Consider the following 17,557-nt stretch of genomic DNA (forward strand, 5'->3'; position numbering starts at 1 on the left):
CTGCGGGTTCGGAGACGGGCCGCTCGGTCACGGGCGGACCGCGGCGAGGAACTCCGCCCGGGTCGCGGGGGAGTCCCGCAGGGCACCGGACAGTGCCGACGTCGTCGTCCTCGCACCAGCGGCGCCGACCCCCCGCAGGGTCATGCACAGGTGCTCCGCCTCGATGACGACTCCGACGCCCCGCGGGGCGAGTCGCAGGTCGATCCAGTCCGCCACCTGACGAGTGAGTCGCTCCTGGACCTGCGGGCGACGAGCGAACATCTCGACGACGCGCGCGAACTTCGAGAGTCCGAGGATCCGATGGCCCGGCAGGTAGCCGACATGAGCGACGCCGAAGAACGGAAGCAGGTGGTGCTCGCAGATCGAGTGGACCGGGATCGAGCGGACCACCACGAGCTCGTCGTACTCCTCGTCGTTGGCGAACGTCGTCATCTCGAAGGGGCGCGGCGTGAGCATCTCGGCGTAGGCCTCGGCCATCCGGCGCGGGCTGCTCTGCGTGCCCGGGCTGTCGCAGTCGACCCCGAGCGCCTCGAGGAACGTGCGCGCCGCATCCTCGGCGGCATCGATGCCGAGGCCGTCGACGGCTCGGGGGAATGTCGCCAAGTTTCTATCGAACATAGTTCTGTACTTTAGAAATGGCCGTCGGTAGTGTCAAGGGCGTGGATCCGTCGTTCGTCGCAGACGCCGTGGGCATCGCCGCGCTCACCGACCCGGTGCGCCTCGCGCTCTACCGCTTCGTCGTCGACCAGCCAGGGCCCGTCAGCCGCGACCATGCCGCCGCCGGTGTCGGCGTGCCCCGGCACCAGGCGCGGTTCCATCTCGAACGGCTCGTGGCGGACGGTCTGCTGGCCACGGGTCACGCTCGCCTCACGGGACGCACCGGGCCCGGGGCCGGGCGTCCGGCCACCGTCTACCGACGCGCGCCGCGTGAGTTCGCGGTCACGCTCCCCGATCGCGAGTACGAGCTGGCGGGGCGGCTCCTCGCCGACGCGGTCGCCGAGTCCGCTCGCACCGGGATGCCCGTCCTCGACGCGGTCAACAGCGCGTTCGCGGCGCATGGAGCAATGGCTGCTCGACAGGCGGTGCCCACGGCCGACGATCCGCTGGACGCCACCGCTCAGGTGCTGGCAGGGCAGGGCTACGAGCCCCTGCGCGACCGGGACGAGGTCCAGCTGCGCAACTGCCCGTTCCACGCACTGGCACAGGCCCAGACCGAGCTCATCTGCCACGCCAACCTCTGCCTGGTGGCCGCGGTGGCCGACGAGGTAGGTGATGACCGGGTCGTCGCGCGCCTCGACCCCCGGCCCGACCGGTGCTGCGTCGTCGTGGAGTCGGCCCCGTAGAGCATCCGGGCGCGGAGCGTGGTTAGGGTGGTCGGGGACTCCTCGCGGACCACCGCGAGACCCCGCGATCGGGAGTGTGCATGTCAACAGTCACCGCGTCCGGCCTCACGGTCGGCTACGCAGCCATGCTCGAGCAGTTCCACCCCACCGAGGCGGTCGCGCTGTCGGTGCACGCCGAGGCCCACGGGTTCTCCGGCGTGATGGCCGCGGACCACTACCAGCCGTGGGTCCCGGCGCAGGGTCAGGCGTCGTTCGTCTGGAACGTGCTGACGGCGCTGGGGGAGCGGACGACCGGCGACATCGGGCCGGGCGTCACGGCCCCGACGTTCCGCTGGCACCCGGCGATGGTGGCGCAGGCGTCCGCGACGCTCGCCGCGATGTACCCCGGGCGGCACTGGCTCGGCCTGGGTTCGGGCGAGGCGTTGAACGAGCACGTCGTCGCCGGCTACTGGCCCGAGGCGCCCGAGCGGATCAACCGCATGTTCGAGGCCATCGAGATCATCAAGAAGCTGTTCTCCGCCTCGATCGCGGGCAAGGACGTCAAGCACGCCGGCCCGTTCTACAAGCTCGAGTCGACGCGCCTGTGGACGATGCCCGAGGTCGCGCCCGAGATCCTCGTCGCCACCGCAGGCCCGGTCACGGCCAAGCGCGCCGGCCGGCTGGCCGACGGGCTGATCACCGTGGGCGCCCCGCTGGAGAAGATCAGCGGGCTGTTCGGCAAGTTCGACGAGGGCGCGCGCGAGGCGGGCAAGGACCCGGCGACGCTGCCCAAGGTCCTGCAGCTGCACCTGTCCTGGGCCGAGACCGACGAGCTCGCGCTGGCGCACGCCATGCACGAGTGGCCCAACGGCGGGATGAAGTTCCCCAAGGCCGACATCCGGTCGCCCTTCGACTTCGAGCAGATGGCCAAGCTGGTGCGCCCCGAGGACTTCGAGGGCCGCATGGTCATCTCCGCCGATCCCGATGTACATCGCGCCGAGATCCAGAAGTACGTCGACCTCGGCTTCGACCGGATCTACCTGCACAACGTCGGGCGCAACCAGCGCGAGTGGATCGAGACGTTCGGGGCGGACGTGCTGCCCAAGCTGGTCCGGTGACGGCCCGCCTGCAGGTCTGGGCGCCGGACGGGCTGCCCGAGATCACTCCCGGCGACGACCTCGTCGCCCTGCTGGCCGCGCTGCTCGCCGACGAGCCGCCGGAGGACGGCGACGTCCTCGTGCTGACCTCGAAGGTGGTCTCCAAGGCGGAGGGCCGCGTCGTCTCGGCCCACGACCGCGAGCAGGCCATCACCGACGAGACCGTGCGCGTCGTCGCGACCCGCGAGCACTCGACCGGGGTGACCCGGATCGTCGAGAACCGGCTGGGGCTCGTGATGGCCGCCGCCGGGGTCGACGCGAGCAACACGCCCGAGGGGACCGTGCTCCTGCTGCCCCTGGACCCGGACGCGTCCGCGCGACTGCTGCGGGCCGGGCTCTCCGCGGCCTTCGGGGTGCGCCTGGGAGTCGTCATCACGGACACCGCGGGGCGCCCGTGGCGGCAGGGCGTCACCGACATCGCGATCGGCGCCGCCGGGCTCGTCGTCCTCGACGACCTGCGCGGACAGGTGGACACGTTCGGGCGGCCGCTGGTCATGACGCAGGCCGCGGTGGCCGACGAGATCGCGTCGGCGGGCGAGCTGGTCAAGGGCAAGGCCGAGGGGCGCCCCCTCGCGATCGTGCGCGGGCTGGGCCACCTGGTCACCGAGGACGACGGCCCGGGGGCGCGGGCCCTCGTGCGCCTGGGCGACGAGGACATGTTCGCGCTAGGCAGCGCCGAGGCGTACTCGCAGGGCTGGAAGGACGCGCTCAGGGACCAGCCGTAGCCTTCGCGGCGGCCTTGGCCGCTTGCTTGGTGGCGCGGACCTCCGTGAGGGACACCGGGTCCGTGACGTCCGCGATCGAGCGGCGCGAGCCGGGCTCGCCGTACGCGCCGGCCGCCTCGGCCCAGCCCGCGGGCTGCACGCCGGTCTGCTTGCCCAGGAGCGCCAGGAAGATGCGGGCCTTCTGGTCGCCGAACCCGGGCAGCGCCTTGAGCCGCTTGAGCACCGTCGGGCCGTCCGGGTCGCCGTCGGTCCAGAGCCGGGTCACGTCGCCGTCGTAGTTCTCGACCAGGGCGGCGGCGACGCCCTGGATGCGGCCCGCCATCGAGCCCGGGTAGCGGTGCACCGACGGCGGCGTCGCGCACATCGCGGCGAACGCCTCGGGGTCAGCCTCCGCGATCCGGTGCACGTCGAGGCCACCCATCCGGTCGGCGATCTTGGCCGGGCCCGCGAACGCGGACTCCATGGTGACCTGCTGGTCGAGCAGCATGCCGACGAGCAGGGCGAACGGGTCGTCGGTCAGCAGCTGGTCTGCGAGCGGGTCACCGGTGAGCCAGAGCGTCATGGCAGCATCCTCTCCTGGGGTTCGTCCCGGGCGAAAGGTGGGCGCATGGAGTGGGTCGTCGTCGTCCCCGTGAAGCCGGCGGCGGCGGGCAAGACGCGTCTGGCCGGGGTGCTCGGGCCGGCCGACCGGGCGGCGCTCGCGCGGGCCATGGCGCTCGACACGGTCGAGGCGGCCGCGGCGACGCCCGGGGTGGCTCGCGTCCTCGTCGTCACGAGCGACGACGAGCTCCGCGCGGCACTGCCGGTGGTCGTCGACGACCCCGGTGGCGGGCTCAACGCCGCGATCCGGGCAGGTCTGGCGCAGGTGGTCGGACCGGTCGCCGTGCTGCTCGGAGACCTTCCGGCGCTGCGGCCGCAGGACCTGGCGAGCGCCCTGCTCCTGGCCGGCCGGCATGCGCGCGCGTTCGTCGCCGACGCCGACGGGACGGGCACCACGCTGCTGACCGGCCTTGTCGCGGTCACACCACGGTTCGGCGCGGGATCGGCCGACTTGCACGAGGCGGCCGGGCACGTCCGGCTGGACGTCGCGGCGGGGTCGACGCTGCGCCGGGACGTGGACGTGCCGGCCGACATCGCCGCCGTCGCGCGCCTGGGCGTGGGGCCGCGGACGGCCGCGGTGCTGTCACGGACGCCGGTCGACGAGGGCTAGGGCGTCGGCGGCGATGCGGGCGGCCGTCGAGACGTCGGTCATGAGGGCGGGCACCGCCCGGGCAGCCCACCCGGCCTCCGACAGCCGGGCGGCCGCGTCCGCGTCCACCTCGTCGACGAGCCATGCGTCGAGGATCCCGCCCTCCGATCGTCGGCCGTAGTGCTCCGCAACGGCCTGCGCGCTGGTCTCGACGCCGATCGCCGTGAGGCAGGCGTCGGCCATCCCGCGCACGGGTGCGCCGCCCACCACCGGGCTGACGCCGACGACGGGTGCGTTCGTACTGGTCAGGGCGTCGCGGATGCCCGGGATCGACAGGATCGTGCCGACCGAGACGACGGGGTTGCTGGGCGGGATCACGACGACGTCGGCGCCGGTCAGGGCCTCGAGGACACCGGGCGCTGGGGTCGAGGCGGCGAGGTTCGTCTGGACGAACCGGCGGGCCGGGAGCGCGGCGCGGTACCGGACCCACCACTCCTCGAAGTGGATCTCACGGCCGTCGTCGAGGACCACGTGCGTCTCGACCTCGTCGTCGGACATGGGCAGGAGCGTGACCCCGGGTCGCCACCGTCGGGCCAGCCGCCCGGTGACCTGCGAGAGCGGCATTCCGTCGCGGAGCAGCTCCGTGCGGGCCAGGTGGGTGGCCAGGTCGAGGTCGCCGAGCGTGAACCAGTCCCAGCCGAGGTCGTATCCGCCCAGCTCGTCGCTCACGCGCGTCGACTCGCCTCGTCGGCCCCAGCCCTGGTCCTCGTGCACGGCGCCGCCGAGCGTGTACATGAGGGTGTCGAGGTCGGGGCACACGCGCACGCCATGCAACCACATGTCGTCGCCCGTGTTGGCGATGACCGTGATGGGGTGGGCGGTCCCGACGAGGGCCAACAGCCCACGCGTGAAGCGGGCCCCGCCGACGCCACCGGACAGGACGGTGATGTTCATGGCTGCTCCGGTTGGTGGAAGGCGATGACCGGTCGGCCGGTCCGGGGGTTGCGCAGCACGTCGGCCTCGACGGCGTAGACGTCCTTGAGGAGGCCGGGGGTCAGGACCTCGCGCGGGTGGCCCGCCGCCGCGAGCCGGCCGTCCTTGAGCACCAGCACGTGCTCGCAGAACGCGGCCGCGAGGTTCAGGTCGTGCAGGGCCGCGACCGTCGTGGTGCCCAGGTCCCGGACGAACGCCAGCAGGCTGAGCTGCGCGCTCACGTCGAGGTGGTTGGTCGGTTCGTCGAGCAGGAGCAGGTCGGGCTCCTGGGCGAGGGCGCGGGCGATCTGGACGCGTTGGCGCTCGCCGCCGGACAGCGTCCACCACGCCCGGTCCGCCAGGTGCTCGGCGCGGGCACTCGTCAGCGCGCGGTCGACCGCGGCCGGCTCCGGGTCGTTGCCCCACGCAGTCCGGTACGGGATGCGGCCGAGGGCGACCACCTCGCGGACGGTCAGCGGCACCGAGCTCGTCGACTCCTGCTCGAGCAGCGCGATCCGCTGCGCGCGCATCCGCCGGGGGATCTGCTCGATGTTCAGGTCCGCGACGAGGACGGCGCCGGCCTCGGGCCGGACCAGGCCGGCGATCATGCGCAGGAGGGTGGTCTTGCCGGCGCCGTTCGGTCCGAGCAGGCCGGTCAGCGCGCCGGCCGGGGGTGTCGCGTCGATGCCGTCGACCACCCACCGTCCACCCAGCCGCGTGCCGACGCCGGTGAGGGTCAGGTCCATGCCGCCGACCCCTTGCCGCGGCGCAGCAGGAACGCGAACACGGGCACGCCGACGAGGGCGGTGACGATGCCCACCGGCAGCTCGCGCGGGTCGAAGACGGTCCGCGCGATGGTGTCCGCCCAGACCAGGAACACCGCGCCGGCCAGCGCCGCGACCGGCAGCAGCCGCCGGTGGGCCGGCCCGGTCAGCGACGAGACGGCGTGCGGGAGGATCAGGCCGACGAACCCGATCGCGCCGCTGACGGCCACCATCGCACCGGTGAGCAGGGCGACCACGACCATCAGGGTCCACCGCGTGCGGTTCACGTCGATGCCGAGCGAGGCGGCCGACGTGTCGCCGAAGGCGAACGAGTCCAGCCGTGTGGCGCTCATCAGCACCGCCGCGCCGACCACGATCACCGCGATCCCCGCGATCGCGACGTCGTCCCACGTCGAGCCGGCCAAGGAGCCCAGCAGCCAGTTGAGGATCTCGCGGTAGGAGTCGCCGGTCGCGGTCCAGAAGATGACGAACGACGTTCCCGCAGCCGCGAACTGGGACACCGCGAGCCCCGCCAGCACCGTGCGGCCGGGGGTCAACGAACCGCCGGTCCGGGCGAGAGCCAGGGTCGCCAGGAGCGCGAGGATCGCACCGGCGAAGGCCGCGACCGGCAGCAGCAGGCTCACCCCGACGACGATCACCGCAACCGCGCCGAGCGAGGCGCCCGACGACAGACCCAGCAGGTACGGGTCGGCCAGCGGGTTGCGCGTCAGGCTCTGCATCACCGCGCCGGCCAGCGCGAGCCCCGCCCCGACCGCCGCCGCAGTCAGCACGCGCGGCAGGCGCAGGTCCCAGACGATGGCGTCGTGCAGCTTCGGCACGTCGCCGACCGCGAACCCCAGATGTCCGGCGATGCTGCGCGCGACCTCCGCCACCTGCAGGTCCGCCGGACCGATGGTGACGGCGACAAGGATCGTCGCGACGAGGACGACGACACCGGCGGAGACGAGGAGAGGGAGCGGAGCTCTCGTCCGGGGAGCGCTCACGTGGGGAGGGCCGCCAGCTGGTCGTCCAGCGACTTCACGGCCTCGGCGTTGCGGACGCCGGCCTCGGAGGCAGCGAACGGGATGGTCAGGTAGCGGTGGTCCTTGACGGCGCTCAGCTGCGCGGTGGCCGGGTTGCTCTCGAGCATCTGGATCTTCGACGCGGCGGTGTTCCAGCTGGCGTCGACGAGCACGATGACGCTCGGGTCGGCCGCGACGATGCTCTCCCAGCCGGCCGACGTCCAGGTGTCGTGGACGGCCGCGAAGATGTTGGTCAGGCCGGCCGCGTCCATCATCATCTGCGGCGCCCCGATGCCCGCACCCACGTACGGGGTGTCCGAACCGGAGCTGTACCACAGGGCGGTCGTCTTCTCGGCGGGCTTGCGGGTGCTGGCCAGCGTCGCCTTCTCACGCGTGATGAGGGCCTCGGCCCTGTCCGGCACCCCGAAGATGGCGGCCACCTCGCGGATCTCGTCGTCGACCTTGGCGAAGGTCAGCGGGTCCGGCTGGTAGTCCGGCTCCTTGCACGCCGACGGCGAGACGTACGTGCCGATGCCCAGACCCTGCAACGAGGCACGGTCGCCCACGCCGTCGGCCGAGAAGTTGGACTCCCAGCCCCCGTAGACGAAGTCGGGCGCGAGCGCGAGGAGCGCCTCCTGTCCGGGGACCTTGTCGGAGATCACGGGGATCTTGTCGTAGGCCGCCGTGTAGGCGGCGGGCACGGGCCCGTCGGAGAACGCGGTGCCGACCATCGTGTCCTGCAGCCCGAGCGCCAGGAGCATCTCCGTGCTCGTCGACTTGACGGTGACCACCTTCGTTGGGGCAGCGTCGAACGTGACCTTGGTGCCGCAGTTGTCCAGGCTCACGGGGGTGTAGGCCGCGCTGGCCGTCGTCGTGGGAGCCGACGCCTGCGGCGTGCTCTGGGTCGAGCACCCCGCCAGGGCGAGGGTCGCGGCTGCTGCGAGGACGAGGACTCGCCGGATGGCGGGCATGGGACTCCGGAGGGTGGTCTGGGACGCGGGTGTCTGCAGGTGGGGCGCACGTCGCGCCTCCGGACGGCCGCCCATGCCAGGCGGCGCGACCCGAGCCAGATCCGACCGGGTTCCGCGCACAGAGTAGGCCGGTCCGGGTGCCCGCGTGCAAGTGCTGGCGTTTCGTCCACAGCGAACCCCGAGCCGTTGACCTGCGGTTCCGCGATGCGTACAGTCGAACGTATGTTCGAAGACGGTGCGAGTGGTGAGTCGGGCCCTCAGCGTGCTCCGGGCGACGGCCATGCCCTGGCGGACTGCGGTGCCGCCCGCGCGGTCGTCCTCGCTCGCCCCGTGCCCGCCGTCGTGCAGCTTGCCGACGAGGTCGTGGCCGCGGCGCGCCAGCTCGCTGCGGCGGTCGCTCCGGGGTCCGCTCGGCTGGGTGGCGAGCGGGCCCGTGTGCTCGGTCGGCTGGACGTGCTCGCGGGCGTCATCGCGACGGTGCGCGGTCAGCTGCTCATCGCCGAGCGCGACTCCGGGGAGTGGCGGCGTCCGGGTGTCGGCTCGCTCGAGGCGGCTCGCTCAGCGGTCTCGCGGTCGGGTCAGGCGGCGGCCGGGCGGGAGGTCCGGCAGGCCGAGACGCTCGCGGCCCTGCCGTCGATGGCGTCGGCGGTCGGCGCCGGCACGGTTCCGGTCGGCCATCTCGACGGCGTCGCCGGCGTGCTCTCCCGGGCGTCCGAGCACGTCGCCGCCGTGCTGGCCTCGCCGCACGGGCAGGAGACGCTCGTCACGATGGCGTCCGAGCAGGACGCGCCGACGTTCACGCGCAACCTGACCCGGTGGGTGGCGTCGCTCGACCCCGTCGCGCACGAGCGGGACCACCAGGCGCAGCGCGCCGAGCGGTTCCTGCACCTGTCGGATCAGCCCAACGGCACGCACGTGCGCGGACGCCTCGACCGGACGGCCGGCCACGTGCTCCGGCTCGCCCTGGAGGCCATGAGCGAGGTGCCTGGTGACGATCGCTCGTCCGAGCAGGCGCGGGCCGACGCGCTCGGCGCCCTTGCGGCCAGGGTGCTGTCGTTGCCCGAGACCGGTTCGGGGGCCGCAGTCCGCCCGCACGTCTCGCTGGTCCTGAGCGAGGAGTCGTGGACGGCGTATCGGTCCCTCAGGGGCGGTTCGAAGGCTGGGGCGAGGGCCGGTTCGACTGCGGGTCCAGGTCCGAGCGTGAGTGCGGGTGCGGGTACTGATGCGGGTGCTGATACGGATTCGGGCGTCGATGTGATTCCCTTCCCGCCCGCGACGTTGGAGGACGGCACACCCGTCCCGATGTCCGAGACCCTGCGGGCTCTGTGCGACTGCGAGATCACGCGCGTGGTGATGAACGCCGACGGCGAGCCGATCGACCTCGGGCGGACACATCGGCTGTACACGGGCGTCCAGCGTCGGGCGGTCATCGCCCGGGATCGGGGCTGCGTCTACCCGGGCTGCCACAAGCCGGCGCGATGGGGCGAGGTGCACCACGTGCGATGGTGGGATCGGGACCGTGGCGTGACGAGCGTGGAGAACGCGGCGTTGCTCTGCGTGTTCCACCACCAGGAGGTCCACCGGTTCGACCTGTCGATCGAGCGGGTCGCCCCGCCGCGGGACACGGCCGTCCGTCCTCGCGGCCGCGGTGGCGGATTGGGTCCGCCGCCGAGCTACGTCTTCCGTCTGCCGGACGGCACGGTCGTCTCGGGTCGGAGCGCCGGCGTCCCCGCGGGCGAGCCGGCCCCGATGGACGTCGATCCTTCGTCGCCACCCGTCGAGCCGGTCGGAGCCGACCCTCATCCGTCCCTGCTGTCCGTCTGACCTGAGGTCGCGGGTTCGCGTCAGGGCGTGGCGGCCAGAGTCAAGGCGTGCGCGACGTCGTCGATCTCGCGGTCGAGGAGACCGACCGTGACGCGGACGTGGCTTCCGATGGCGGCGTCGCACGGGTGACCTGTGCGAGCACTGGCCGTGCGGGCCGTGGGCACGTCGGTGGGCAGGGTCGTCGGTTCCGGGCGGACGGCGGTGATGCCTGCCGGGGCGTCAGCGCGGAAGGGTGCGCCTGGGGCGACCCGGATGCCGGCGGCCTCGAGGCGGACGAGGGCGGTGCGTTCGTCGTGGACCGGGAGCCAGAGGTTGATGCCGTCGCCGGGGTCGACCACGACGCCGTTGGCGGCGAGCGACTCACGCAGGGCGCGGCGGCGGGCGAAGTAGACGCGGCGGGCGTGGGCGACGGCCTCGACCGAGGCGCTGTCGGTGAGGAGGTCGACCAGGACGTGCTGCAGGAGGCGGCTGGTCCACCCGGGGCCGAGCATCCGGCGGGCGACCAGGGCGTCGAGGACGGTCGCCGGTCCGCCGACGGCGGCGATGCGCAGGTCGGGGCCGTGCGACTTGCTGTACGACCGGACGTGGACCACGCGGTCGGGCAGGTGGACGCCCAGGCTGACGTCGCGTGCCGAGGCGATCTCACCGGAGTGGTCGTCCTCGACGACGAGGGCGTCGTGCCGACGCAGCACGCCCGCGAGCTCGCGGGCCCGCGTCGCGGTCATGCTGACGGCGGTCGGGTTCTGGGCCCGGGGCTGCAGGACGACCACGCGGGCTCCGCCCGAGAGGGCCTGCTCGAGCTCGCCGGGACGCATGCCCTGGCGGTCGAGCGTGACTGGGACACGTTCCAGACCGAGCTGGTCGAGCAGGTCGAACAGGGGCGGGAAGCCCGGGTTCTCCACCGCGACGCGCGCGCCGTAGCCCACGACCCGTTCGAGCGTCCGGCTGATGGCGTCGAGGGCGCCGTCGACGACCGTGATCCGTTGCGGCGCGAACGGCCAGGACTCGCGCAGCAGCACCTCGAGCGCGGGCACGACCGGCGCGCCCAGGTAGGCGCCGGTATCTGCGGACGGCATCTGCAGGGCCACGCGGGTCAGCGCCGGTCCGATGAGCGGCAGGAGATCGGGGTCAGGCGTGCCGCTGGACAGGTCGAGCCGCGCCGGTGCGCCACCGGCCAGGTCGCGGTAGCGCGGAGGGAGCCAGCTGGCGGGCGGCGGCAGGACGACGGTGCCCGCTCGGCCGCGCGAGGTGACGATGCCGACCGCGGCCAGCGCCTGCCACGCACCGCTGACGGTGGCGGGGCTGACGCCGAGCTCGGCGGACAGGACGCGGACGGTGGGGAGCCGGTCGCCGGGGCGCAGGTCACCGCCCCGGACGAGCCGCGCCACGGTCGCCGCGATGCCCCGAGGGCTCCGGTCGTCCACGTGGGCTGCGAGGTCCATGCGGGCCAGGATGCACGTCCACGCGCAGGTCCGGAGCCCGTCGGGGCCGCCGACGGGCGCCCGATTCGCCCGACCGCCAAGATGTTTACACGCTCGACACGAGCGTTCGCGGGGAAGAAACTCGCGGTAACGCCACAGAAATGTTCAACCCCGACAGTCACATTCCAGGCGAGGGCGCCCCGGCGTCGTCGGCCGGGGTCGGCGTCGGCGGACGGATGAGCGGACGAAAGGCCGGAGGCACTCCATGACAGTCGTGCGCGTCGCATTCACGCAGGCCACCTGGACGGGCGACAAGGAGTCGATGATCGCCCTGCACGAGGCCTGGACGCGGGAGGCCGCCTCGCAGGGCGCCCAGGTGATCGCCTACCAGGAGCTGTTCTACGGCCCGTACTTCGGGATCACGCAGGACACCTCCTACTACGGGTACGCGGAGTCGGTGCCTGGTCCCACCACGGAGCGCTTCTCCGCGCTGGCCAGGGAGCTGGGCATCGTCATCGTCCTGCCGGTCTACGAGGAGGACCAGCCCGGCGTCCTCTACAACACGGCCGCGGTGATCGACGCCGACGGCACCTACCTGGGCAAGTACCGCAAGCACCACATCCCGAACCTGCCCAAGTTCTGGGAGAAGTTCTACTTCCGGCCGGGCAACCTCGGGTACCCGGTGTTCGAGACGGCGGTCGGCCGCATCGGCGTGAACATCTGCTACGACCGCCACTTCCCCGAGGGCTGGCGGGTGCTCGCGCTGAACGGCGCCGAGATCGTGTTCAACCCGAACGCGACGGCGCCCGGCATCTCCAACAAGCTCTGGGAGATCGAGCAGCCCGCCGCCGCGGTGGCCAACGGCTACTTCGTCGTCGCCAACAACCGGGTGGGGCTCGAGGACAACGAGTACGGCGACGAGGCCGTGAACTTCTACGGCTCGTCGTACGCCGTCGGGCCCGACGGGAACTACGTGGGCGAGGTGGGGTCGTCGAGCGAGAACCAGCTCCTGATCCGGGACCTCGACCTGGACCAGGTACGGATCGTGCGCGAGAGGTGGCAGTTCTTCCGCGACCGCCGCCCGGAGGCCTACGGCCCGATCGTGGCACCGTGAGGAAGGCGCCGTGAAGAAGGAGATGCAGGGATGAAGACGCTCATCACAGGCGGGACGCTGGTCAGCGCGACGGGGCGCACGCCCGCGGACGTGCTCATCGACGGCGAGACGGTCGCAGCGGTGCTGAGTCCCGGCTCGACGCTGCTCGGCTTCGACCTCGCGGCCAACGTGGACCAGGTGATCGACGTGACGGGCAAGTACGTGATCCCGGGCGGCATCGACGCGCACACCCACATGGAGCTGCCGTTCGGCGGCACCAACGCGAGCGACACCTTCGAGACGGGCACCCGCGCGGCGGCCTGGGGCGGCACGACGACGATCATCGACTTCGCGGTCCAGCGCACGGGCGAACGGGTGATGGACGGGCTGGCCACCTGGCACGAGAAGGCGGCGGGCAACTGCGCGATCGACTACGCGTTCCACCAGATCGTCGGCGGTGTCGACGACGACGCGCTCAAGGCGATGGAAGGCCTGGTCGCCGAGGGGATCACCAGCTACAAGCTGTTCATGGCGTACCCCGGGGTCTTCTACTCCGACGACGCCCAGATCCTGCGGGCGATGCAGAAGGCGTCCGAGCTCGGGTTGCTCACCATGATGCACGCGGAGAACGGCCCGGCGATCGACGTCCTCGCCGCGCAGCTGGTCGAGGCCGGCAAGACCGACCCGTACTACCACGGCATCGCGCGCGCGTGGCAGCTCGAGGAGGAGGCGACGCACCGCGCGATCATGCTGGCCGACGTCACCAACGCCCCGCTGTACGTGGTCCACGTGAGCGCCAAGCAGGCGGTCGCGCAGCTGGCGTGGGCGCGCGACAACGGCAAGAACGTGTTCGGCGAGACGTGTCCGCAGTACCTGTACCTGAGCCTGGAGGAACAGCTGGGGGCACCCGGGTTCGAGGGCGCCAAGTGGGTCTGCTCGACCCCGCTGCGCTCGCGGGCCGAGGGGCACCAGGAGCACATGTGGCAGGCGCTGCGCACCAACGACCTGCAGATGGTGTCCACCGACCACTGCCCGTTCTGCATGAAGGGCCAGAAGGACCTGGGCGTCGGGGACTTCCGGGCCATCCCGAACGGGATCGGGTCGATCGAGCACCGGATGGACCTCATGTACCAGGGGGTCGTGACGGGCGAGATCACGCTCGAGCGCTGGGTCGAGCTGACGTCGACCACGCCGGCCCGGATGTTCGGGCTCTACGGCAAGAAGGGCGTGATCGCGCCGGGGGCCGACGCCGACGTGGTGGTCTACGACCCGAACGGGCACACGTCGATCGGCGTCGGCAAGACGCACCACATGAACATGGACCACTCCGCGTGGGAGGGGTACGAGATCGACGGGCACGTCGATGTCGTCGTGTCCCGCGGGTCCGTGGTCGTCGACGAGACCGGCTACCGCGGCCGCAAGGGCCACGGCCAGTACGTGCCCCGCGGCCTGACGCAGTACCTGCTCTAGTACCCGCCCCAGCCAGCCGGCTCACCAGAAAGGTCGCCCATGGACTTCGGCGTCGTCCTGCAGACGAACCCGCCGGCCTCGCGCACGGTCGAGCTGGCGCGCCAGGCGGAGTCGCACGGGTTCAGCCACGTCTGGACGTTCGACTCGCACCTGCTCTGGCAGGAGCCGTTCGTCATCTACTCGGCGATCCTCGCCGCCACGCGCAAGGTGATGGTCGGACCCATGGTGACCAACCCGGCGACCCGCGACTGGACGGTGATCGCGAGCCTGTTCGCGACGCTCAACGAGATGTACGGCAACCGGACCATCTGCGGGATCGGCCGTGGCGACTCGGCCGTCCGCACGCTGCACGGCAGGCCGTCGAACCTCGCCACTCTGCGCGAGTCGATCCACGTCATCCGCGAGCTGGCCAACAGCCGGTCGGTGGAGGTGAACGGCGCCAAGGTGCAGTTCCCCTGGTCGGCGGGTTCGGTGCTCGACATCTGGGTCGCGGCGTACGGGCCGCTCGCGCTCAAGCTGACGGGCGAGGTGGGCGACGGCTTCATCCTGCAGCTGGCCGATCCCGACATCGCCGCGTGGACGATCAAGGTCGTGCGCGACGCGGCCGAGCAAGCCGGGCGCGACCCGGACGCGATCCAGTTCTGCGTCGCGGCCCCGATGTACGTCGGGGACGACCGGCAGCACATGCGCGAGCAGTGCCGTTGGTTCGGCGGGATGGTCGGCAACCACGTGGCCGACATCGTCGCGCGCTACGGCGCCGACTCGACCATCCCCAAGGCGCTCACGGACTACATCGCGGGCCGTCAGGGCTACGACTACAACGAGCACGGCCGCGCCGGCAACACGCACGCGGCGTTCGTGCCCGACGAGATCGTCGAAAGGTTCTGCATCCTGGGCAGCGCGGCCGAGCACATCGAGAAGCTCGAGGCGCTGCGGGCGCTCGGCGTGACCCAGTTCGCGGGCTACCTCCAGCACGACAACAAAGAGGAGACCCTGCGGCAGTACGGCGAGCACGTCATCCCGGGCCTGGCGACGACGGTCGTCGCCACCGGATGACCGATCTCGCGACGAGCACGAGCGCGCCGGTGGGGACGCCGGCCGCGCCGCCACGGGTGCGCACGCAGACAGGACGGCGGGTCGTCGTCGGGCTCCTCGTGGTGCTCGCGCTTGCTGTCGTCTGGGAGCTGGTCAAGGCCGTCGTGCCCGACACCGGCGGCCACCTGCTCGGCGCCAGCGTGCTGCCGCGGACCGACGACGTCGCGATGCCGCACGTGTGGACGATCGTGCAACGGATGCTCCAGCCCGAGACCTCGGCGGTCGGGTCGCCGACCGTGCTGAACGCGATGCTGCAGGCCTGCTGGTTCACGTTCCGGGTCGCCCTCGCCGGTTGGGTGCTGGGCTCGGTGGGCGGATTCCTGATCGCCCTTCTCATGCAGCGTTGGATGGTCGCCGAGTCGGCGCTGCTGCCGTGGGTCGTGCTCAGCCAGACCGTCCCGCTCATCGCGCTCGCGCCGCTCGTCGTCGGCTGGGGAGGACGGATCCACCTGGGCTCGTTCGAGTGGCAGCGCTGGATGTCGGTGGCGCTCATCGCGTCCTACCTCGCGTTCTTCCCGGTCGCGGTCGGGGCGTTGCGCGGGCTGCAGTCGCCGCCGGCCGCCCAGGTCGAGCTCTTCCGGTCGCTCGCGGCCGGCTGGAGCGGCACGGTGCGCGGCCTGCGGATCCCGGCGAGCGTCCCGTACCTGCTGCCCGCGCTGCGCCTCGGTGCCGCGACAGCGGTGGTCGGCGCCATCGTGGCGGAGGTGTCGACCGGCACGAAGGGCGGCATCGGCCGCATGATCATCAGCTATGCCCAGTCGGCGAGCGGCGACCCGGCCAAGCCGTGGGCGGCGATCGCGGGCGCCGCGGTCCTCGGCCTCGTCGCCGCAGGGCTCGTCTCGCTGCTCGGGCTCGGACTCGGTCGCTACCGCTACGCGGAGGTCTCGTGAACGTCGTCGAGCAGGACGCCGTCGTCGCTCGTGGCATCGGCAAGACCTTCGCGTCCCGCGCCGGTGCCGTGACCGCGCTCGAGAGCATCGACCTGACGGTGACCGCCGGCGAGTTCGTCTCCCTGATCGGCCCGTCGGGCTGCGGCAAGTCGACGCTGCTGCGGCTCATCGGCGACCTCGACCAGCCGTCGACCGGAGAGCTCAGCGTGTTCGGCAGGTCGGCGCGCGTGGCCCGCGAGGCGCAGGACTACGGCATCGCGTTCCAGCAGGCGGGTCTGCTGCCGTGGCGGGACGTCACCGGGAACGTCGAGCTGCCGCTCGAGCTGCACGGGGTCGGCAAGCGCGAACGCGCGGCACGGGCGGCCGACCTGCTCGCACTCGTCGGACTGGCGGACTTCGCCGGGCACTTCCCGCATCAGCTCTCCGGTGGCATGCAGCAGCGCGTCGCGATCGCCCGTTCGCTCGCCGAGCGGCCGCGCCTGCTGCTCATGGACGAGCCCTTCGGCGCGTTGGACGAGATGACGCGCGAGCGCATGCAGACCGAGCTCGTGCGTATCTGCAAGGAGAGCAGCGCGGCGGTCGTCTTCGTCACGCACTCGATCCCCGAGGCGGTGTTCCTCTCCCAGCGGGTCGTGGTGATGTCTCCGCGGCCCGGGCGGATCACGGCCGTCGTCCCCGTCCAGATCGCCGACGAACGCACGGAGGGTCTACGCGAGGACGCGTCGTTCTTCGCGGCGGTGACCGCGGTGCGCGAGGCGTTGCACGGCTCCGGCGCGATCCCGGCGGAGCCAACGACCCGAGGCGTGGAGCTGCGATGACCACCCCGACCACCGGAGCTCGACGCCGCTCGGCGGTCCGCTGGCTGGCGCCGGTGCTCCTCGGGGTGCTCGCGCTCGCGCTCTGGCAGGCGTTCGTCGTCGTGACCGGCGTGAAGCCCTACCTGCTGCCGAGCCCGACCGCGATCGTCGAGCAGCTGCGCAAGGTCGTCCCGCTCGTGTGGTCGGCCGCGCTGGCCACGGGTCTGAACGTGCTGGTCGGACTGGTCGTCGGCGGGACCGCCGCGGTGCTCGCCGCGATCGTCGCCGCCCGGAGCCGGATGGTCGACTCGTTCATGTCGCCGACCGCGGCCGCGGTATCGGTGATGCCGATCGTGGCGCTCGCACCGGCGCTGAACACGATGTTCGGAACGACGTCGACGACGCCGCGACGGCTCGTCGTCGCGGTCGTGGTGTTCGCGCCGATCTTCGTCAACACCCTGCGGGGCCTGCGCCAGATCCAACCGGTGCACCGCGACCTCTTGCGGGCATACGCGGCGACCCCGCGGCAGATCACGCGCACGGTCACGATCCCGGGTGCGCTGCCCTACTTCTTCACCGGTCTGCGCATCGCGTCGTCGACCGGTGTCATCGCGGCAGTCGTCGCCGAGTACTTCGGCGGCCTGCAGAACGGGCTCGGTTCGCGCATCACGTCGGCCGCGTCCAACAGCGCCTACGCCCGGGCGTGGGCGTTCGTGCTCGGCGCGATCGCGCTCGGGCTGGTCTTCTACCTGGCGACCCTCGCGCTCGAGCGCGCGGCGGCTCGTCGCACCGGGGGCTGAGAACCGGCACCCCGACACCCGTCCGCCTGTCACCGAGGCCAGGCC

18 protein-coding genes are annotated in these 17,557 nt (G+C 72.3%); 11 read left to right on the top strand and 7 right to left on the bottom strand.

What is annotated here, in order from left to right:
- Positions 1 to 27: 27 nt before the first annotated feature.
- Positions 28 to 603 carry a GTP cyclohydrolase I FolE gene (gene folE, locus ACPPVS_RS06340; RefSeq protein WP_426595181.1) on the bottom strand — a complete coding sequence of 192 codons (576 nt, stop codon included), beginning with the start codon at positions 601 to 603 and terminating at the stop codon, positions 28 to 30.
- 32 nt (positions 604 to 635) lie between these two features.
- On the opposite strand from folE, the gene ACPPVS_RS06345 reads away from it, so the two are divergent.
- From ACPPVS_RS06345 to ACPPVS_RS06355, 3 genes are all read left to right on the top strand, one after another.
- A complete protein-coding gene (locus tag ACPPVS_RS06345; RefSeq protein ID WP_426595182.1) occupies positions 636 to 1,343 on the top strand; it encodes a helix-turn-helix transcriptional regulator in 708 nt (235 codons plus the stop codon).
- An 80-nt stretch (positions 1,344 to 1,423) separates the two neighbouring features.
- The gene (locus ACPPVS_RS06350) at positions 1,424 to 2,440 is read left to right on the top strand and encodes a TIGR03557 family F420-dependent LLM class oxidoreductase (protein WP_426595183.1); all 1,017 of its coding nucleotides are present in this window, start codon (positions 1,424 to 1,426) and stop codon (positions 2,438 to 2,440) included.
- On the top strand, positions 2,437 to 3,204 hold the full coding sequence (locus tag ACPPVS_RS06355) for a coenzyme F420-0:L-glutamate ligase (protein WP_426595184.1): 768 nt from the start codon (positions 2,437 to 2,439) through the stop codon (positions 3,202 to 3,204). The genes ACPPVS_RS06350 and ACPPVS_RS06355 overlap by 4 nt, the downstream gene beginning before the upstream one ends.
- On the opposite strand, the gene ACPPVS_RS06360 is transcribed toward ACPPVS_RS06355, so the two are convergent.
- Entirely contained in the window at positions 3,188 to 3,766 is a 579-nt protein-coding gene (locus ACPPVS_RS06360; RefSeq protein WP_426595185.1) for an HhH-GPD-type base excision DNA repair protein, read from the bottom strand. The genes ACPPVS_RS06355 and ACPPVS_RS06360 overlap by 17 nt on opposite strands.
- A 45-nt stretch (positions 3,767 to 3,811) precedes the next feature.
- Here ACPPVS_RS06360 and cofC point away from each other — a divergent pair, with 45 nt between their 5' ends.
- A complete protein-coding gene (gene cofC / locus ACPPVS_RS06365) occupies positions 3,812 to 4,414 on the top strand; it encodes a 2-phospho-L-lactate guanylyltransferase (RefSeq protein WP_426595186.1) in 603 nt (200 codons plus the stop codon).
- Here the strand turns inward: cofC and cofD are convergent.
- The 4 genes from cofD to ACPPVS_RS06385 are packed head-to-tail and all read right to left on the bottom strand — an operon-like array spanning position 4,388 to position 8,122.
- Positions 4,388 to 5,347, bottom strand: coding sequence for a 2-phospho-L-lactate transferase (gene cofD, locus ACPPVS_RS06370; RefSeq protein ID WP_426595187.1), 960 nt, complete (start codon positions 5,345 to 5,347; stop codon positions 4,388 to 4,390). The two genes, cofC and cofD, sit on opposite strands and share 27 nt — an antisense overlap.
- Positions 5,344 to 6,111, bottom strand: coding sequence for an ATP-binding cassette domain-containing protein (locus ACPPVS_RS06375; protein ID WP_426595188.1), 768 nt, complete (start codon positions 6,109 to 6,111; stop codon positions 5,344 to 5,346). The genes cofD and ACPPVS_RS06375 overlap by 4 nt, the downstream gene beginning before the upstream one ends.
- The gene (locus ACPPVS_RS06380; RefSeq protein WP_426595189.1) at positions 6,102 to 7,133 is read right to left on the bottom strand and encodes a putative F420-0 ABC transporter permease subunit; all 1,032 of its coding nucleotides are present in this window, start codon (positions 7,131 to 7,133) and stop codon (positions 6,102 to 6,104) included. Before ACPPVS_RS06380 ends, ACPPVS_RS06375 begins: the two co-directional genes overlap by 10 nt.
- On the bottom strand, positions 7,130 to 8,122 hold the full coding sequence (locus tag ACPPVS_RS06385) for a putative F420-0 ABC transporter substrate-binding protein (RefSeq protein WP_426595190.1): 993 nt from the start codon (positions 8,120 to 8,122) through the stop codon (positions 7,130 to 7,132). Before ACPPVS_RS06385 ends, ACPPVS_RS06380 begins: the two co-directional genes overlap by 4 nt.
- A gap of 222 nt (positions 8,123 to 8,344) precedes the next feature.
- Between ACPPVS_RS06385 and ACPPVS_RS06390 the strand changes: the two genes are divergently transcribed.
- Positions 8,345 to 9,946, top strand: a complete 1,602-nt coding sequence (locus tag ACPPVS_RS06390; RefSeq protein ID WP_426595191.1) for a DUF222 domain-containing protein — start codon at positions 8,345 to 8,347, stop codon at positions 9,944 to 9,946.
- A gap of 20 nt (positions 9,947 to 9,966) precedes the next feature.
- On the opposite strand, the gene ACPPVS_RS06395 is transcribed toward ACPPVS_RS06390, so the two are convergent.
- Positions 9,967 to 11,388 (bottom strand): PLP-dependent aminotransferase family protein, encoded by a 1,422-nt coding sequence (locus ACPPVS_RS06395; protein ID WP_426595192.1) that lies wholly within the window; start codon positions 11,386 to 11,388, stop codon positions 9,967 to 9,969.
- Positions 11,389 to 11,632: 244 nt separating this feature from the next.
- Here ACPPVS_RS06395 and ACPPVS_RS06400 point away from each other — a divergent pair, with 244 nt between their 5' ends.
- The 6 genes from ACPPVS_RS06400 to ACPPVS_RS06425 are packed head-to-tail and all read left to right on the top strand — an operon-like array spanning position 11,633 to position 17,512.
- Positions 11,633 to 12,481 carry a nitrilase-related carbon-nitrogen hydrolase gene (locus tag ACPPVS_RS06400; protein WP_426595193.1) on the top strand — a complete coding sequence of 283 codons (849 nt, stop codon included), beginning with the start codon at positions 11,633 to 11,635 and terminating at the stop codon, positions 12,479 to 12,481.
- Positions 12,482 to 12,511: 30 nt separating this feature from the next.
- Positions 12,512 to 13,930: a dihydropyrimidinase gene (gene hydA / locus ACPPVS_RS06405; protein WP_426595194.1), complete on the top strand. Its 1,419-nt coding sequence runs from the start codon at positions 12,512 to 12,514 to the stop codon at positions 13,928 to 13,930.
- A 39-nt stretch (positions 13,931 to 13,969) separates the two neighbouring features.
- Entirely contained in the window at positions 13,970 to 14,986 is a 1,017-nt protein-coding gene (locus tag ACPPVS_RS06410; RefSeq protein ID WP_426595195.1) for a TIGR03842 family LLM class F420-dependent oxidoreductase, read from the top strand.
- Entirely contained in the window at positions 14,983 to 15,915 is a 933-nt protein-coding gene (locus ACPPVS_RS06415) for an ABC transporter permease (protein ID WP_426595196.1), read from the top strand. The genes ACPPVS_RS06410 and ACPPVS_RS06415 overlap by 4 nt, the downstream gene beginning before the upstream one ends.
- Positions 15,912 to 16,733 (top strand): ABC transporter ATP-binding protein, encoded by an 822-nt coding sequence (locus ACPPVS_RS06420; RefSeq protein ID WP_426595197.1) that lies wholly within the window; start codon positions 15,912 to 15,914, stop codon positions 16,731 to 16,733. The genes ACPPVS_RS06415 and ACPPVS_RS06420 overlap by 4 nt, the downstream gene beginning before the upstream one ends.
- Positions 16,730 to 17,512: an ABC transporter permease gene (locus tag ACPPVS_RS06425; RefSeq protein WP_426595198.1), complete on the top strand. Its 783-nt coding sequence runs from the start codon at positions 16,730 to 16,732 to the stop codon at positions 17,510 to 17,512. The genes ACPPVS_RS06420 and ACPPVS_RS06425 overlap by 4 nt, the downstream gene beginning before the upstream one ends.
- Positions 17,513 to 17,557: the final 45 nt, after the last annotated feature.

This window comes from Cellulomonas sp. McL0617 (assembly GCF_049994875.1).
Taxonomy (GTDB): Bacteria; Actinomycetota; Actinomycetes; order Actinomycetales; family Cellulomonadaceae; genus Cellulomonas.

Excerpts from the sequence above, each read along its gene's own strand:
- ACPPVS_RS06390 (WP_426595191.1), top strand. The coding sequence starts at position 8,345 with ATGTTCGAAGACGGTGCGAGTGGTGAGTCGGGCCCTCAGCGTGCTCCG.
- ACPPVS_RS06415 (WP_426595196.1), top strand. The coding sequence starts at position 14,983 with ATGACCGATCTCGCGACGAGCACGAGCGCGCCGGTGGGGACGCCGGCC.
- ACPPVS_RS06425 (WP_426595198.1), top strand. The coding sequence starts at position 16,730 with ATGACCACCCCGACCACCGGAGCTCGACGCCGCTCGGCGGTCCGCTGG.
- ACPPVS_RS06360 (WP_426595185.1), bottom strand. The coding sequence starts at position 3,766 with ATGACGCTCTGGCTCACCGGTGACCCGCTCGCAGACCAGCTGCTGACC.
- ACPPVS_RS06375 (WP_426595188.1), bottom strand. The coding sequence starts at position 6,111 with ATGGACCTGACCCTCACCGGCGTCGGCACGCGGCTGGGTGGACGGTGG.
- hydA (WP_426595194.1), top strand. The coding sequence starts at position 12,512 with ATGAAGACGCTCATCACAGGCGGGACGCTGGTCAGCGCGACGGGGCGC.
- cofD (WP_426595187.1), bottom strand. The coding sequence starts at position 5,347 with ATGAACATCACCGTCCTGTCCGGTGGCGTCGGCGGGGCCCGCTTCACG.
- ACPPVS_RS06385 (WP_426595190.1), bottom strand. The coding sequence starts at position 8,122 with ATGCCCGCCATCCGGCGAGTCCTCGTCCTCGCAGCAGCCGCGACCCTC.
- ACPPVS_RS06410 (WP_426595195.1), top strand. The coding sequence starts at position 13,970 with ATGGACTTCGGCGTCGTCCTGCAGACGAACCCGCCGGCCTCGCGCACG.
- cofC (WP_426595186.1), top strand. The coding sequence starts at position 3,812 with ATGGAGTGGGTCGTCGTCGTCCCCGTGAAGCCGGCGGCGGCGGGCAAG.
- ACPPVS_RS06395 (WP_426595192.1), bottom strand. The coding sequence starts at position 11,388 with ATGGACCTCGCAGCCCACGTGGACGACCGGAGCCCTCGGGGCATCGCG.
- ACPPVS_RS06345 (WP_426595182.1), top strand. The coding sequence starts at position 636 with ATGGCCGTCGGTAGTGTCAAGGGCGTGGATCCGTCGTTCGTCGCAGAC.
- ACPPVS_RS06350 (WP_426595183.1), top strand. The coding sequence starts at position 1,424 with ATGTCAACAGTCACCGCGTCCGGCCTCACGGTCGGCTACGCAGCCATG.
- ACPPVS_RS06400 (WP_426595193.1), top strand. The coding sequence starts at position 11,633 with ATGACAGTCGTGCGCGTCGCATTCACGCAGGCCACCTGGACGGGCGAC.